This is a genomic window from Bacillus sp. FJAT-45066 (assembly GCF_002335755.1).
Classification (GTDB): Bacteria; Bacillota; Bacilli; order Bacillales; family Bacillaceae_I; genus Bacillus_CD; species Bacillus_CD alkalisoli.
The window spans coordinates 1,994,989-2,010,667 of record NZ_NISQ01000001.1; the positions used below are offsets into that span (position 1 = coordinate 1,994,989).

Annotated in this window: 15 protein-coding genes and 1 other annotated feature; of the genes, 4 read left to right on the forward strand and 11 right to left on the reverse strand. The window is 35.2% G+C overall.

Annotation, left to right across the window (positions count from 1 at the left end; all coding sequences use genetic code 11):
* The first annotated feature begins 60 nt into the window (after positions 1-60).
* The gene (locus CDZ92_RS10170; protein ID WP_096155132.1) at positions 61-798 is read left to right on the forward strand and encodes an SGNH/GDSL hydrolase family protein; all 738 of its coding nucleotides are present in this window, start codon (positions 61-63) and stop codon (positions 796-798) included.
* 1,074 nt (positions 799-1,872) lie between these two features.
* Here CDZ92_RS10170 and CDZ92_RS10175 read toward each other — a convergent pair.
* The gene (locus CDZ92_RS10175) at positions 1,873-2,451 is read right to left on the reverse strand and encodes a GNAT family N-acetyltransferase (RefSeq protein WP_096155133.1); all 579 of its coding nucleotides are present in this window, start codon (positions 2,449-2,451) and stop codon (positions 1,873-1,875) included.
* A 153-nt stretch (positions 2,452-2,604) separates the two neighbouring features.
* On the opposite strand from CDZ92_RS10175, the gene CDZ92_RS10180 reads away from it, so the two are divergent.
* A complete protein-coding gene (locus CDZ92_RS10180; protein ID WP_096155134.1) occupies positions 2,605-2,790 on the forward strand; it encodes a hypothetical protein in 186 nt (61 codons plus the stop codon).
* Between the two features lie 45 nt (positions 2,791-2,835).
* Here CDZ92_RS10180 and CDZ92_RS10185 read toward each other — a convergent pair whose 3' ends face one another.
* The 6 genes from CDZ92_RS10185 to CDZ92_RS10210 all read right to left on the reverse strand — a co-directional run bounded on the left by CDZ92_RS10185 (position 2,836) and on the right by CDZ92_RS10210 (position 10,100).
* Entirely contained in the window at positions 2,836-4,038 is a 1,203-nt protein-coding gene (locus tag CDZ92_RS10185; RefSeq protein ID WP_096155135.1) for a putative glycoside hydrolase, read from the reverse strand.
* Positions 4,039-4,274: 236 nt separating this feature from the next.
* Positions 4,275-5,216 (reverse strand): ABC transporter ATP-binding protein, encoded by a 942-nt coding sequence (locus CDZ92_RS10190; RefSeq protein ID WP_096155136.1) that lies wholly within the window; start codon positions 5,214-5,216, stop codon positions 4,275-4,277.
* Positions 5,209-6,282: an ABC transporter ATP-binding protein gene (locus tag CDZ92_RS10195; protein ID WP_096155137.1), complete on the reverse strand. Its 1,074-nt coding sequence runs from the start codon at positions 6,280-6,282 to the stop codon at positions 5,209-5,211. Before CDZ92_RS10195 ends, CDZ92_RS10190 begins: the two co-directional genes overlap by 8 nt.
* Positions 6,283-6,298: 16 nt before the next feature.
* Positions 6,299-7,306 carry an oligopeptide ABC transporter permease gene (gene opp3C, locus CDZ92_RS10200; RefSeq protein ID WP_096155138.1) on the reverse strand — a complete coding sequence of 336 codons (1,008 nt, stop codon included), beginning with the start codon at positions 7,304-7,306 and terminating at the stop codon, positions 6,299-6,301.
* Positions 7,306-8,235 (reverse strand): oligopeptide ABC transporter permease, encoded by a 930-nt coding sequence (gene opp3b / locus CDZ92_RS10205; protein WP_096155139.1) that lies wholly within the window; start codon positions 8,233-8,235, stop codon positions 7,306-7,308. Before opp3b ends, opp3C begins: the two co-directional genes overlap by 1 nt.
* Positions 8,236-8,411: 176 nt before the next feature.
* A complete protein-coding gene (locus CDZ92_RS10210) occupies positions 8,412-10,100 on the reverse strand; it encodes a peptide ABC transporter substrate-binding protein (RefSeq protein ID WP_096155140.1) in 1,689 nt (562 codons plus the stop codon).
* 338 nt (positions 10,101-10,438) lie between these two features.
* On the opposite strand from CDZ92_RS10210, the gene CDZ92_RS10215 reads away from it, so the two are divergent.
* Together CDZ92_RS10215 and trpS are read left to right on the forward strand one after the other, a co-directional pair.
* Complete coding sequence (locus CDZ92_RS10215; protein ID WP_157842746.1) at positions 10,439-10,804, forward strand: DUF3899 domain-containing protein; 366 nt, start codon at positions 10,439-10,441, stop codon at positions 10,802-10,804.
* A 40-nt stretch (positions 10,805-10,844) separates the two neighbouring features.
* Positions 10,845-11,055 (forward strand) — a binding site (T-box leader).
* A gap of 55 nt (positions 11,056-11,110) precedes the next feature.
* Positions 11,111-12,100, forward strand: coding sequence for a tryptophan--tRNA ligase (trpS, locus tag CDZ92_RS10220; protein ID WP_096155142.1), 990 nt, complete (start codon positions 11,111-11,113; stop codon positions 12,098-12,100).
* A gap of 287 nt (positions 12,101-12,387) precedes the next feature.
* On the opposite strand, the gene CDZ92_RS10225 is transcribed toward trpS, so the two are convergent.
* The 4 genes from CDZ92_RS10225 to CDZ92_RS10240 all read right to left on the reverse strand — a co-directional run bounded on the left by CDZ92_RS10225 (position 12,388) and on the right by CDZ92_RS10240 (position 15,475).
* The gene (locus CDZ92_RS10225; RefSeq protein ID WP_096155143.1) at positions 12,388-13,137 is read right to left on the reverse strand and encodes a YjbA family protein; all 750 of its coding nucleotides are present in this window, start codon (positions 13,135-13,137) and stop codon (positions 12,388-12,390) included.
* Between the two features lie 93 nt (positions 13,138-13,230).
* Entirely contained in the window at positions 13,231-13,455 is a 225-nt protein-coding gene (locus CDZ92_RS10230; protein ID WP_096155144.1) for a hypothetical protein, read from the reverse strand.
* A gap of 146 nt (positions 13,456-13,601) precedes the next feature.
* A complete protein-coding gene (gene opp4C / locus CDZ92_RS10235; protein WP_096155145.1) occupies positions 13,602-14,510 on the reverse strand; it encodes an oligopeptide ABC transporter permease in 909 nt (302 codons plus the stop codon).
* A gap of 14 nt (positions 14,511-14,524) precedes the next feature.
* On the reverse strand, positions 14,525-15,475 hold the full coding sequence (locus tag CDZ92_RS10240; protein WP_096155146.1) for an ABC transporter permease: 951 nt from the start codon (positions 15,473-15,475) through the stop codon (positions 14,525-14,527).
* Positions 15,476-15,679 lie beyond the last annotated feature (204 nt).

Below are 15,679 nucleotides of genomic sequence, written 5' to 3' on the forward strand. Positions count from 1 at the left end.
GACAAGCAACAGTTAGGCTTGTTTTCCTCTCTATAAGAGACGAGGGGAGGTCTTCTATCAATGAAATTAGTCATAAATTGGATGGTTATTTGTTTTTTTATATTATCTAGTTTTCTATTATTTCCTTCCGCAAAAGCTGAAACACCTACTACAGTAACATATATCGCTTTAGGTGATTCTCTATCTGCAGGGTATGGTTCTTCTGAAATAAACTTTTTACGAATCCATGGTTTTGTGCCTAGGTTTGTGCAATATTTACGAGAAGATCAATTGGTTCACGTTGAAAATCATAGTGTTCCAGGATTGTCTTCCGCTGGTTTACAACTTATGTTGGAGACAGATATTGGTCTACAAAACAGAATTAGAAACGCTGATATTATTACAATGTCTATAGGCGGCAATGACTTTATAAATACGGTAAGGGCGAATCCAACCATTGGAGATGTTGCTTTGTCGTTGAGAATGTCTCTATTAGAGGAAAACTATCGTTCTATTATGAATAGAATAAAAGAATTAAATAGTGATGCGGTTGTTATTTTACTAGGTTTGTATAATCCTTACTATGATAATCACGATTTAAAAGCTAGTGGCGAAAAGTTTGCACCTATGTTTAATGAATTTATTAATACTTTTGCTAACTCAAATACGATAATCGTTAATCCTTATGAGTGGTTTAATGGTAAAGAAAAAAAGCTAACACACATTGCAGATGACGATATTCACCCGAATGATGAGGGGTACTTAGTTATTCATAACTTGTTAGTGGAACAGTATGAAGAGTACTTAAAAAATAATTAAGAAATAGCGTTTAATTCCAATAAATTCAATGAATTTGAAGAAAAAATCACTTCATATAACTATATGAAGTGATTTTTTCTATACAAAGTGTTTTCATCATGCAATTTAAAGATAAATGAATATTCTTTTAAAAGTCACTTTTCCCAAAGTGCCGTTCATTGTGGCTATGAAAGGTACTCTTGACTAACTTTCTGACCAAAGTGCCGTTCATCATGTAAAATGAAAGGTTCTTTTAGCAGACTTCTTGACCAAAGTGCCGTTCATCGAGGCTATGAAAGGTACTCTTGACTAACTTTTTGACCAAAGTGCCGTTCATCGTGTCAATGAAAGGTACTCTTGACTAACTTTTTGATCAAAGTGCCGTTCATCGAGGCTATGAAAGGTTCTTTTGACTAACTTTTTGACCAAAGTGCCGTTCATCGAGGCTATGAAAGGTTCTTTTGACTAACTTTTTGACCAAAGTGACGTTCATCGAGGCTATGAAAGGTTCTTTTGACTAACTTTTTGACCAAAGTGACGTTCAAAGTGTCAATGAAAGGTTCTTTTGACTAACTTTTTGACCAAAGTGCCGTTCATCGTGTAAATGAAAGGTACTTTTAGCAGACTTCTTGACCAAAGTGCCGTTCATCGAGGCTATGAAAGGTACTCTTGACTAACTTTTTGACCAAAGTGCCGTTCATCATGTAAATGAAAGGCACTTTTAGCGAACTTCTTGACCAAAGTGCCGTTCATCGTGTCAATGAAAGGTACTTTTAGCAGACTTCTTGACCAAAGTTCTGTTCATCGTGTCAATGAAAGGTTCTTTTGACTAACTTCTTGACCAAAGTGCCGTTCATCGTGTCAATGAAAGGTTCTTTTGACTAACTTCTTGACCAAAGTGACGTTCATCGTGTCAACGAAAGGTACTTTTGACTAGCTTTTTAATTAAAGTACCGTTCATCGAGGCTATAAAAGATACTGACCAAATTCCCATTCATAAAGACTATGAAAGTATTTCCTTATTTCTTATTTTATATTTGTAATAGTCGCCTTCCATCACGATAAGGCTTTATGGTATAGGCAAATAGCCACTTCTTAAATGTTCTTTAAAATGTTGTCTCCACTGTTTTCCGAGTCATCAAAGGAAAGCACTTGCTCTACATCATCATACTGCTCGCCATAAAGCTCAACATCTTTATAAGTGTGAATGTGCTCGTACATTTTACGCATACCTTCATATATTACTTCTTCCTCTTCATCGTTTGGTGACCAATAAAGAATTTCCATTTGATTCACTTCGTTCGTGGCTAGAGAGCGGCGTTGGTAACCGATAGAAGAAGCATGTTTAAAGCCCTCACGTTTATAAAACTTCAAACGTTTCTCTGTGTCCGTGTCTTCATAATCAACAGGTTCCACTTCCAATATAATCGGCTTACCTTTTTTCTTTAGCTTTTCAATAAGTTTGCGACCTAGCCCTTGCCCTCTTGCATCTTTTGAGACAAATAGGTAATCGATAAAAATTAAATTATTTAATTCTGCATACATAAGAACATGATATTCACCTTCATCTTTGTGGTAAATCTCACCCTTTTCTTTTAGCAGCAATTCCATATGTTCTTTTGACTTCATTTCCTCAATAGGGAAATATTGATTTAGTTTCTCATACCAATTCATTTTTTGTACAACACCCTTTCCGCAATATGTATATGAATAGTATAACAAAAAAGTACTAAACTTATCGTTAATATCCCCTCTTTCCTTTCTGTTTAACATAGCATACAATAGAAGTAACGAAATTTCTTTTACATAGGAAAAGGGGATGTTCCAATGGTTGAATATTTTATTGATTTTACAATCGTAGCATTACTTATTATAGGAATAACAGCTTTTATGGGTGTTTTAACGAACGGAATTGGAGAAAAGTTTTTTGGCGGAAAAACGCGTACATTAAGCTTTGATAAATCTGCTAACATGCAAAAAGGCTGGAACAGTGTTGGTGGAAAAACTAAATAATGAAAAGAGGTTGGCCGTTAAAATTTGGCCAACCTCTTTTTAAAATTAATCACCTAATGGCTTATAGTTTACACCTTCTGTGTATCGGTTACCTGCATTCCATAATAAGAATTCATTGATACCATTTTCATTTAACGCTCGAATTTGTGCTTCTACTTCGTTCTTACCGTATGGAATATAATTTCCTTTTCCTAACCATGATGCTGTAAAGTCTTGAATCCACGGCCTTGAGATTGGCCTGTTTTCTAGTTCATCGAGACGCTGATTTTCGAATTTTGCATATTCAGCCACAAGCCTATACGGTTCTAAATCCGGTTTAGGTATACCGAAGTAAGCAGTCCAATGACTAGGATAGATCATAGAAGAAATAACATCTACATGTTCAGAGATTCTCGTAAAGTTTTGTCCTATTCCAGGTGCTTCTGGTAACGTTGCAGTATAGCCAAATATATCTACAGATACATCTACACCATACGGCTCCAATCTTTGATTTGCGTACTCTACAAAGTTAGTAACAGACTCCACTCTTTTTTGAATGTTATTCATATCTAAATTTTCGTAATCTCCATAACTGAACTGAAGTTGTTCGTCACGTCTTTCAAAGCCCTCTGGGAACCTTACATAGTCAAATTGAATTTCCTGAAATCCTAATTTTGCGGCTTTGATTGCTATATCAATATTATAATCCCATACTTCTTTCATAAATGGACTAACAAATGCTTCTTTTCTATTGTTTAACCATACTTCTCCATTATCTAAAAAAGAGAGTTCTGGTCTTTTATTTGCTAATACAGTATCTTTAAATACAACAATACGTGCAATTGGATAGATTTGTTTTTCCTCTAACGTTTTCATCATGGATTCGATATTTCTTATATATGGTTTAGATATATCCATATAAGGGGAATCACTATCTGGTATATATGTTAAATAGCCGTGGTCATCTTTAATATCAATTACCATTGCATTTAACGAAGTAGTTTCGAGCAATTGAAGTAATGTTTGAAACCTTTCTCCACCTGCTGAATGACCTGTTACGTATATTCCTCTTACTGCATCTGGATATTCGAAACTGTATCCTGATTCGAATGTAAAGCGTGGGATAGTTGTTGGTAGTACCTTTTGAACTGTAGATGCTTTTTTTACTGAATGTATTCCAATCTCCTTCTTTTCATTAGCCATAACGGATGAACTAAAGAAAGATGCAATTAATAAGGACGTCACAAGTAGCCATAACCATTTTTTCATTTCTTTTCCCCCAATTCCATTCTTGTCTTTATGTTCATTATAAATCATATTTCGATATTATTTTATGTAATTCATCAAATTTCTTCAAAAAATCTTATGACCAATTAGTGTAAATTAATATATTTACTTTTCAGAATTAATATTAAATTAATAATAGTATATATTCCTATTTTATTGTAAAATAATTATTATATTACAAAAAAAAATACGACCCCATAAAATGAGATCGTCATGTATTATTTAGTATACTTCTCTTTGTATAGTTCGAATTCTCTTTCTGAACAAAGTACAAAATGTCCAGGTTTCACTTCTCTTAATTCCACCGCATCGTCTTTACTGTAACCATGACTATTCGGATCGTAAGAAATACGTTTACGCTTTCTTTCCGTATCAGGATCTGGTTGTGGAATAGCTGATAATAAAGATTGAGTGTACGGGTGTATTGGATTGTTGTACAACTCTTCACTTGTCGTTAATTCCACCAATTTACCGAAATACATAACACCGATTCGATCGCTAATGTATTTAACCATAGAGAGATCATGGGCGATAAACAAGTATGTTAAACCTTTTTCTTTTTGTAACTTTTTCATTAAGTTAACAACTTGAGCTTGAATTGAAACATCTAATGCAGAGATTGGCTCGTCTGCAATAATGAAATCCGGTTCAACTGCTAGAGCACGTGCAATACCAATACGCTGCCTTTGTCCACCACTAAATTCATGTGGATAGCGATTAGCATGCTCTTTATTTAGACCTACTGTCTCTAATAGGTCATAAACTCTTTGTAGTCTTTCTTGCTTATTTTTTGCTAAGCCATGAATGTCGATACCTTCAGCAATAATATCCGTTACAGACATTCTAGGATTTAATGATGCATAAGGGTCTTGGAAAATCATTTGCATTTTACGGTTGAATTTCAACAATTCTTTTTTAGATTTTCTACCATGAACATTTTCACCTTCATATAGCACTTCGCCATCTGTAGCGTCATAAAGGCGGATAATTGTTCTACCGGTTGTTGATTTTCCACAACCAGATTCACCAACTAATCCTAATGTTTCTCCACGATAAATATCAAAGTTAAGACCATCAACCGCTTTCACCATATTTGGTTTACCCTCATTAAAATATTGCTTTAAATCGCGAATTTCTAACAACTTTTCTTGGTTAGCCATTAACAACACCGTCCTTCACCATCACAGGCTTATCAAAGTTATTAGGCATGTTTCTTTGACGTTTTTGCACTGCAAGCGGCGGTTCCACTTTAGGAGCATCTTCATGTAGTAACCACGTTTTTGCAAAATGCGTGTTAGAAACTTGGAACATAGGTGGCTCCATTTCTAAATCAATTTGCATTGCAAATTGGTTACGTGGAGCGAAGGCATCTCCTTTTGGTGGGTTTGTTAAATCAGGTGGTGTACCTGGAATTGCGTAAAGTTCCGTTTCTGCTAGTTCCAAATCCGGCATTGAACTTAATAGTCCCCATGTATATGGGTGACGAGGGTCATAGAAAATTTCGTCCACTGTACCCATTTCAATGATTTGTCCACCGTACATAACAGCCACACGATCTGCAACGTTTGCTACAACACCTAAATCATGTGTGATGAATATAATAGATGTTTCAATTTTTTTCTGCAGATCTTTCATTAAATCTAAGATCTGAGCTTGAATTGTCACATCTAATGCAGTTGTTGGTTCATCTGCAATTAACACTTTTGGGTTACATGCTAAAGCGATTGCGATAACTACCCTTTGTCTCATTCCACCAGAGAATTGATGAGGGTATTGCTTGAAACGTTGCTCAGGCATTGGAATTCCAACAAGTCGAAGCAGGTCGATTGCTTTTTCTTTTGCTGCAGACTTACTTGCATTTTGATGTTTTATTATACCTTCCATAATTTGCTTTCCCGCTGTCATCGTTGGATTTAACGATGTCATCGGATCTTGGAAGATCATTGATATATCTTTTCCACGTATCTTTTGCATTTGTGATTCTGGTAATTTAGCTAAATCTTTCCCATCGAATAAGATTTGACCTTCTTTAATGTTAGAAGTGTTTTCAGGTAATAACCTCATGATTGTTTTCGTCGTTACGGATTTTCCGGAACCAGATTCTCCTACAATGGCAAGTGTTTCACCTTTTTGCAATTCAAAGTTTACTCCTCGAATTGCATTTACTTCTCCACCAAATGTGTCAAAAGAAACATGCAAGTTTTTAACTTCTAAAATGTTTTCCATACTCTCTCACCTACCTTTAGTCTTTCATTTTTGGATCTAGTGCATCACGCATTCCATCAGCTAATAAGTTAAACGCAATCATCAATAAACTGATAATGATGGCTGGGAAAATCATAATGTGCGGGAATATCTGTAACGACTGGAATCCATCTTCAATTAGTGTACCTAAAGAAACTTGAGGTGCTTGTAATCCTAAACCAATGAAACTTAAAAATGCTTCAAAGAATATAGCACTTGGAATAGTAAACATCGTATTGATAATTACAACACCAGCAACATTTGGAATTAAATGTTTTGTAATAATTTTGCTATCGGCTGAACCTAAAGTTTTAGATGCAAGTACGAATTCTTGATTTTTCAGTTTCAATGTTTGTCCACGTACAACACGAGCCATACCAACCCAACCGGTTATCGTAAGGGCTATGGTTATGGCAAGTATACCGGGTTCCATCACCAGTAACATTAGGATGATAATAACAAGGTTTGGTATACCTACTAATACTTCAATAATACGTTGCATGACGTTATCCACTCTTCCGCCATAGTAAGCAGAAATTCCACCATATGCAACACCAATAATCATATCAATAATAGCTGCTAAAAATGCGATGTAAAGGGATATTCTAGTACCAGTCCAAACACGTGTCCAAATATCACGTCCAAGTCCATCTGTACCAAACCAGAAGTAACCTTCTTCTCCTCTTTGTTCATATACATCTACACCGTTTCTAGACCCATCAAGTATCCCCATATTCTCTATTACAGGAATTTTAGGAGGCATATTTGCCCGCATAACATCTTGGTCATTAAATCCATAACTATTCATAAATGGACCAAAGATTGCTAGTAAGAAAATGATAGCAATAATAATTAAACCTGTTATCGCGGCGATATTTTTCTTTAAACGCAACCATGCCGTTTGCCAATAAGTTAAGCTTGGTTTAGATATTTTTTCACTATTATTCGGATCGATAGCAGCTGGTTGAAATAAGTCTTTGTTGATTTTTTCATAATTGTTTTTCATTATTTCTTACCTCCTGCTAAACGAATACGAGGGTCAATAATTCCATATAGAATATCAACTACTAATACGATAAAGATAAATAATGCTGCAAACAAAAGTGTTGTTCCCATAATAACAGGGTAATCATTTACCTGAATAGAACGTACGAACTGTTCCCCTAATCCTGGTACAGAGAATATCTTCTCTATCACAAGTGTTCCTGTCATTAAGCTTACAGCTAATGGACCTAAAACGGTTACAACCGGAATTAGTGCATTTCTCGTTGCATGCTTAAAGGCAATATCGAATTTCGTAGCACCTTTTGCTTTAGCAAGTGTAATGTAATCAGACCCTAAAACTTCAATCATTTCTGTTCTCATAAATCTCGCTGCAATCGCAATTGGAAAAATTGCTAATGCAACGGTTGGTAAAACGGTATACTCTGGCCCTCTCCAAAATGCAACCGGAAACCATCCTAACTGAACTGCAATGTAATATTGCAACAACCCTGCAAACACGAATGATGGAATAGATTTACCAAGTACAGCAATAACGGTTGCACCATAATCTATCCAAGTATTTTTATTTAGTGCTGCGACAATTCCGAGCAATATTCCTATTATTGTACCTACTAACATAGCTTGAAAACCAAGTTGAGCAGATGGGCCGATACGTGCTTTTATTATTTCCGTCACGCTTCGGTTGTCATATTGAAAGGAAATTCCTAAGTCTCCTTTTGCAAGGTTAAGCATGTACTTTGCATATTGAACAGGTACTGGATCATCTAATCCATACTTCTGTAAAAGAATAGTTCGTTGTGCTTCCGTAAGCTTATCTTGCATCGTAAAAGGAGTACCAGGCATAAGTTTCATTAAGAAGAAAGTAAGCGAAGCAATTAGAAATAGTGTGATAAACATATAGATAAAACGTTGTAACAAATACTTAGCCATATTTGCACCTCCTGTAAGATGTAATGAGAACGCATTCATTCTCAAAATTCATTAAAGTTAGACAATTCCTTTACAGGGAAAGAGAGAGTATATACAACTAATATACTCTCTCTTTCTAAATATTTAAAGGTTAATTCTTATATTAGAATAATTTCGAAAAGTTATTCTATTGAAAATTATTTGCTAATGTATGCCCACTTATAGCTAAAGTCAGGTCCAAAGTTGTGCATGTGTACGTTTTGTACATAAGGCTGCCATAAACGTGTCATACCACGTTGGTAAATTGGTGCAATCGCTGCATCTTCTTCAAGTAAGATTCTCTCAGCTTCTTGCATTGCCTCAAAACGTTCAGCTGGATTATTAGCTAAAGTAGTCATAACATCATTGATTAGTCGATCATATTCTGGATTAGAGTAGCCCATTTTGTTGTTTCCACCATCCGTAACCCACAGGTTAGCGAATGAAATAGCATCTAAATAGTCAGGTCCCCAACCAGATAATTGCATGTCGTAATCAAGATTATCATCTAATTGTAAACGTTGAGCAAATGGAACTTCCTTAACGCGGATCGTTAATCCAGGTAAGTTCTTAGCTAACTCAGCTTGTAAAAACTCATGCATTCTTCTAGATGTTTCAGTGTCTCCACCTAAAAGCTCAACAGTGATAGATTCTTGACCTAGCTCTTCTAAACCTTTTGCGAATAATTCTTGTGCTTCTTCCACATTAAACTCGTTGAAATTACCATGTGTTGCACGGAAATCTTCACCAGTTTCAGGATGTTCAACAAAGTTAACTGGAATTAAGTAGTTCGCTGGAAGAGAACCGTTGTTTAAAATAACAGAAGTAATAGCTTCTTTATTAAAACCTTTTGCAAGAGCTCTGCGGATATTAACGTTTGCTAATGCTTCATTTTTTGTTTGATTAAACTTAAAGTAGAATAATACTGGTTGTAAATAGCTAATTAAGTTTGGATCATCTTGATATCTAGTTACAAACTCCGAAGTAAGACCAGGAGAAATATCAATCTGTCCAGCTTGGTAAAGGTTAATTCCTGTAGATACTTCTTTAACTACGTCTACATTAATTTCTTCCAATACTACTGTGTCAGCATCCCAGTAATCTGTGTTTTTCACAAGTTTCCAACTAACTTCATGTTGCCAGTCTTCCATTACGAAAGGACCATTGTAAATTAAGTGTTCTGGTTCTAAAGCATATTTGTTACCTTGTTCTTCAACAAACTCTTGGTTTTGTGGGAAGAACGTTGGGAAAGTCATTAAAGACTCAAAATATGCTACTGGTTCTTCTAATGTTACCTCAAGAGTGTAATCGTCAAGTGCTTTTACACCAAGTTCTTCTAAAGGAAGTTCCCCGTTTGCAACTTCAGAAGCATTAGCGATTTTACCACTCATCATGTAAGGACCGTATTCAGATCCTGTTTCTGGGTTAACAGCACGTTGCCAAGCAAAAACGAAATCGTTTGCAGTTACTGGCGTACCGTTCGACCATACAGCATCTTCGCGAAGTTCGAAAGTATAAGTTAATCCGTCTTCACTTACTTCATGACCAGTTGCTACACCTTCAACAACTTCATCATTTTCTCCTAAACGATATAAACCTTCGAATACGTTGTTCATAACGTTGAAAGCTACTGCATCCGTACCTAAAACGGAATCCATTGTTGGAATCTCTGCAGATTCTAAAATATTAAGTATTTGTTCTCCTGATGGCTCACCGCTACCAGCAGGTGGCTGATCTTCTTGTCCTTGTTGTGCGTTGTTCGTGTTTCCACCAGCACCACATGCAGCTAAAAATGCACTTAGTACAAGAGAAAAAGCTAAAAGTAGTAAAAATTTTGACTTTTTCATTTACTTAACCCCCTTGAAAATTATGTCGATTTTTGTTGTGTTTTGAGGTAACGAGGTTTATTATACAAGTTTTCAAAACATTGTGCATAGCGTTTATTCTTTACACTTTTTTGAAATCCTTATATTACAATAATGACAGCTTAAAAAATAGCACTTTGTACCTATGTGGTACTAAGCTCATTTTATTGAAAATTTTTCTATTTACTGGATTGATTTTACTTTTTAATCGCTCCTCAAAACGAATTACTTTCTTTCCTTTAGGATGTAATATTTGTCTTATTCTATACATTTCTTTACAATACATTTAGTAAAATTTTTTGAAGAGGTAGGTAGTTATTGTGAATGTAAAAAAAATCATTATCCAGTTTCTCATCTTATTGTTACTTACTATACTTATTAGTTTGCTGTATTATAAAGAGATTTCATTGCTTACGTTAATTAACACGTCTTTCGTTCTTTCTAGTGTTATTATTTTTACAACTTTGCTTCTGTTTGTAACACAAAAAGGTTTTTTTGATGGCATTAGTTACGGCTTTAGGAAGATATTTGCCACTAGTCAAGCAGATAAAGATTTAGAAAGGGATATATCAACATTAAGGCCTCCATCGGAGTTGGTCGCTCCAATTCAAGCAGCCAATGTTATGTATAGCTCCCTTCTACTTTTTGTGCTTATGTTAATTGGAGTTTTTATGTTTTATCTTTGATAATTCTTACTAAATGATGTAATATAGAAATAATTAAATTAAAATAGCGTTGATAAAGAGTAGTACTAATAAGTTTCGTTTTCAAGAGAGTTTGTGGGTGGTGGAAACAAACAACGAATTATTAGGAATGGACTTTAGAGCTTTAAGTTGAAATGTTAAAAGTATGCTTAAACGTCACCTTACGTTACAAGGTTTAAGTGATCTCATTTTTGAGATAATAAGGGTGGTACCACGGTCCATTCGTCCCTTTCTATAAGGGATGAATGGGCCTTTTTGTATGCTAAAATTTAGAGGAGTGTGCTGTAAATGAAAACGATCTTTTCAGGTATTCAACCGAGTGGGACAGTTACGTTAGGAAACTATATCGGGGCAATGAAACAATTTGTAGAATTACAAAATGACTATAATTGTTATTTCTGTATTGTTGACCAACATGCTATCACGGTTTACCAAGACCCACAACAACTAAGAAAAGCTATTAGAAATTTAGCTGCACTATATGTAGCAATCGGATTAGATCCGAAGAAAGTTACTTTGTTCATTCAATCTGAAGTACCAGCTCACGCACAACTAGGCTGGATGATGCAATGTGTTTCTTATATCGGAGAATTAGAAAGAATGACTCAATTTAAAGATAAATCCACTGGTAAAGAAGCTGTATCAGCTGGGCTTTTAACCTATCCACCGTTAATGGCAGCAGATATTTTATTATATAAAACAGATGTCGTTCCAGTCGGTGAAGACCAAAAACAACATTTAGAATTAACAAGAGATTTAGCAGAAAGATTTAATAAGAAATATCGTGAGGTATTTACTGTTCCAGAGGTAAAGATTGCTGAAGTTGGTGCTCGTATTATGTCATTAGCTGATCCAACGAAGAAAATGAGCAAATCTGATGCGAACCAAAAAGCATTTTTATCTTTACTGGACGATCCAAAAGTGATGGAGAAAAAAATCAAAAGTGCAGTAACGGATAGTGAAGGAATTGTAAAATACGATAAGGAAAATAAACCTGGTGTATCTAATCTATTATCCATTTATTCTATTTTAGGTGAGGTTACTATAAAAGACTTAGAAGAAAAGTATGAAGGTGTCGGCTATGGTCAACTTAAGCAAGATTTAGCGGATGTAGTCGTTGATTTCTTCACTCCGATTCAAGAACGTTATAATGAGCTAGTTAATTCTGATGAATTAGACCGTATTCTTGATGAAGGTGCAGAAAAAGCTAATAAAATGGCGATGAAAACGTTGAAAAAAGTTGAAAATGCTATGGGTCTTGGTAGAAAAAGAAGATAAAAATAAAGGGTATGTCCATAAAATACTACTTACTGGACATACCCTATGTTGGTTATAAAAACCGTGCCGGTATTCCGCGGGGGAGGCGGTGAGCCTCCTCGATCCATTAGGCTCTGTGGGGTCTCACCAGCCTACACTCTCCCGCAGGACAAGGAAGGCTGCGGCAGCGATGCATCCTTCTTAAGAAAATTCGGAAGCATTTTCGAGGAGTCGGCCACATCACCGGCACTATTATTTATATTACTAAATATAGCTTTTTTACACCTTTTATTTTATAGGAAATAATTTTAGTTAACTTTCGGTTGTTGCTCCATTTCCCATAGTTTCTCGAAAAATGGTTGTCCTTTTATTAAATTCTCACAAAATATTTCATGTTTGCTTGTCCATCCAACTTGTATATCTTCGAATAGTAAATTCCATACTTCTTCAAATGGCTTATCTTGAATCATATTATAAAAAATAGGATTCCATTCTGTATACCAATATCTAATTTCTGCGGTGTTATTAGTAGTTTTTAATTGGTCAAGTGCCATAAACAATAGTTGCTTAAGTTGTCGCTCTTTTCTAGTCAAACCTCTCATACTATCAGGTGACGGGGATAAGATATGATAGTCACCCTGCGATTTACTAAAAGTATCAAAATGGTATTTCGTTCTATCATGATTTTCAACCATATCAAATACAAGCTGCTCTTGCCTCGGAATAAGACGACTTTTTCTAATAGGAATGGAATAACCAATTGTATCTACGGCTAAAATACCTTTCCCATCTGTTACGACAAAACAGTACTCTAGTTGTATACGCTCATGATTCTTTCTTATATAACTCTTTTGGTATACTTCTTCTAATAAAGAAGCAGGTAATTCTTGTAAATCATTTTCAATATAATTGTATAAAATGGTATCAACATATAGTAATGGCGCCTGATCTAATAGCTCCACACTATCATCTTTCCTCCATTCATGAAAATGACAAACGTTATAGCCATTTTCTTCTCCTTCAAACCAATTTACCCATACGTCATGAAGATATAACATACATTACCCCTCACTTCATCAACTCTATTTAAGAATCAGTATAGGCAGGCATGTACAAATTTATTCCATTTTATCTATTTCTTTGTAATTTCTTTAATCTTTTTTTCGTATTGTTACTTCAGGAGTTTGGATTGTTAATGATGCGGTAATTAGGAGAATTCCAATCGGAAGAAGATAACATTCGGGTCTTGTACTAATAAAAACAAAAAATTCTATTAAATTTACCCCAGTAGGTATTAAATTCAAGTACGCAAGCAAACTTACCCCACCAGATACTGCCATACCAAAGCCAACTAAAAATAAAAAAGCTCGTACCATCTATTATCACCTACCACCCATTAAATATAGCCTACTTGTCCACACCTTCTTACTATATAGTATGAAAATGCATTTCAATAATGACTATTAATAAAAAAATTGGGCTTAAAAAAAAGAGAAAAGCCAAGAATGGCATCTTGGCTTTTCTAATCGTTCATCTTTGGATCTAGTGCGTCACGAAGTCCGTCACCAACAAAGTTGAAAGATAATACTGTTATTAAAATCATTACTCCTGGAATCATTGGATACCAAGGGTGTTTTAACATAATTGTAAAGTTTTGAGCGTCTTGTAACATGTTACCCCAACTCGGAATTGGCGGTTGTATACCTAAACCTAAGTAACTTAATGTAGACTCAGCTAAGATTACTCCCCCTACTCCAAGAGTAGCAGCTACGATGATTGGACCGATTGCATTCGGTAAAATGTGCGAGAAAATAATAGTATGACTACGTGTTCCAATCGTTTTAGATGCTAAAACGAATTCACGAGTACGAAGTGATAAAAATTCTCCACGAACAAGACGAGCAGTTGTAGTCCAACCTAGTAATGCAAAGATTAAAATTAGTTTGTCCACACCAGGTGTGAAGATTGTAACTAACGTGATTAATAAGAAAATACTTGGAATAGAGATAATTACGTCTACTATACGCATTAAGAAAGCGTCAATTCTTCCACCGAAGTATCCAGCTACTGCTCCAACTATTGTTCCAATTGTAATAGATCCTGCGATAGAGACAAATCCAACCATTAGAGAAACTCTTGCTCCGAATAAAATACGAGCAAACACGTCACGACCATATCTGTCAGTTCCTAACCAATGTTCAGAGCTAGGTGACTGTAATCTGTTCATTAAGTTTTGGTCACTATATGAATGTTGCGTTAATACTGGTGCGAAAATTGCTGCTAATATGATAATCGTTAATAATGTTGCCCCAATAACGGCAAGTTTGTTCTTAAAAAACTTTCGAACAACTATCTTTGTCATCGATTCATGTTTTCCAATTGCATTGGGGTTTAACGCACTATTAGTTTCAGGTGATGTTTGAGTTTGCATCGATGTTCCCCCTTCTAGAATTCAATCCGCGGATCAAAAATTGCATATAAAATATCAGCAATTAAGTTGCCGATTACAACAAAGACCGCAGAAATTACTGTTAATGCCATAATAACTGGATAATCACGTTGGAACGCTGAATCAATGAATAGTAATCCGATTCCTGGCCAAGCGAAGATTTTTTCTACAACTACAGATCCACCAATAAATCCAGGTAACATTAATCCAAAGATTGTAATTACTGGGATTAAACCGTTTCGTAATCCGTGTTTGTAAACTACTTTGTTTTCTTTTAATCCTTTTGCACGAGCTGTACGCATGTAATCTTGTTTTAATACGTCTAACATACTTGAACGTGTATAACGCGTTAATCCAGCCATATCAGCTGTTGCTAAAACGATTGCAGGTAAAATTAAATGGTGTAGTCTATCTAGTAAACTAAAATCAGTATTTAACGTTTTAATTCCACCAGTAGGGAACCAACCTAAATGTACAGAGAAGAACATAATTAATACTAAACCAATCCAGAAGTTTGGCGTTGCTAAACCAATGAATGATGTAATTGTAACGGAATAGTCCGTTAATGTGTATTGCTTCCTTGCTGATATTACTCCAAACGGAATAGATATTATTACAGCTAAAATAGTTGAAGAAACCATTAGTAATAACGTGTTAGGTAGTCGGTTCCAAATCATTTCACTTACAGGTACACCACGGCGAATTAAAGATGTACCAAAGTCACCTTTTGCCATGTTACTAACCCATCGATAATATTGAATATGAACTGGGTCATTTAAACCGTAACGATCGTTAAATTTCTCTAAATCTTTTTGACTAATATTAGGGTCCATCATTAAGGAACTTGGTCCACCCGGTGCCATCTGCATGATCGCAAAAGAAAGAATGGTTATCCCGAATAATAATGGAATCGCCATTAGTGTACGTCTAATGATATATGAGATCATAGCTGATTCTCCTTTTCTGTCTTTACTTTGAAAGAGGTCCAATCGTAATACGCTTACTAAAAACGTTTATTTTAATACTGAATTCCAAAATACAGTAGTGTGTTCAATAAGTAGTTGTACATCTACGATGAAAAATCTAATTTTTCCCATCAATTTGAAAGATAAAAGGGGAAGGGAGAGTCCCTTCCCCTTTATCTATTCATT

Coding starts and splice junctions, on each gene's coding strand:
- CDZ92_RS10240 (WP_096155146.1), bottom strand. CDS start 15,475: ATGATCTCATATATCATTAGACGTACACTAATGGCGATTCCATTATTA.
- CDZ92_RS10195 (WP_096155137.1), bottom strand. CDS start 6,282: ATGGAAAACATTTTAGAAGTTAAAAACTTGCATGTTTCTTTTGACACA.
- CDZ92_RS10190 (WP_096155136.1), bottom strand. CDS start 5,216: ATGGCTAACCAAGAAAAGTTGTTAGAAATTCGCGATTTAAAGCAATAT.
- trpS (WP_096155142.1), top strand. CDS start 11,111: ATGAAAACGATCTTTTCAGGTATTCAACCGAGTGGGACAGTTACGTTA.
- CDZ92_RS10175 (WP_096155133.1), bottom strand. CDS start 2,451: ATGAATTGGTATGAGAAACTAAATCAATATTTCCCTATTGAGGAAATG.
- CDZ92_RS10210 (WP_096155140.1), bottom strand. CDS start 10,100: ATGAAAAAGTCAAAATTTTTACTACTTTTAGCTTTTTCTCTTGTACTA.
- opp3C (WP_096155138.1), bottom strand. CDS start 7,306: ATGAAAAACAATTATGAAAAAATCAACAAAGACTTATTTCAACCAGCT.
- opp4C (WP_096155145.1), bottom strand. CDS start 14,510: ATGCAAACTCAAACATCACCTGAAACTAATAGTGCGTTAAACCCCAAT.
- CDZ92_RS10170 (WP_096155132.1), top strand. CDS start 61: ATGAAATTAGTCATAAATTGGATGGTTATTTGTTTTTTTATATTATCT.
- opp3b (WP_096155139.1), bottom strand. CDS start 8,235: ATGGCTAAGTATTTGTTACAACGTTTTATCTATATGTTTATCACACTA.
- CDZ92_RS10180 (WP_096155134.1), top strand. CDS start 2,605: ATGGTTGAATATTTTATTGATTTTACAATCGTAGCATTACTTATTATA.
- CDZ92_RS10225 (WP_096155143.1), bottom strand. CDS start 13,137: ATGTTATATCTTCATGACGTATGGGTAAATTGGTTTGAAGGAGAAGAA.
- CDZ92_RS10230 (WP_096155144.1), bottom strand. CDS start 13,455: ATGGTACGAGCTTTTTTATTTTTAGTTGGCTTTGGTATGGCAGTATCT.
- CDZ92_RS10185 (WP_096155135.1), bottom strand. CDS start 4,038: ATGAAAAAATGGTTATGGCTACTTGTGACGTCCTTATTAATTGCATCT.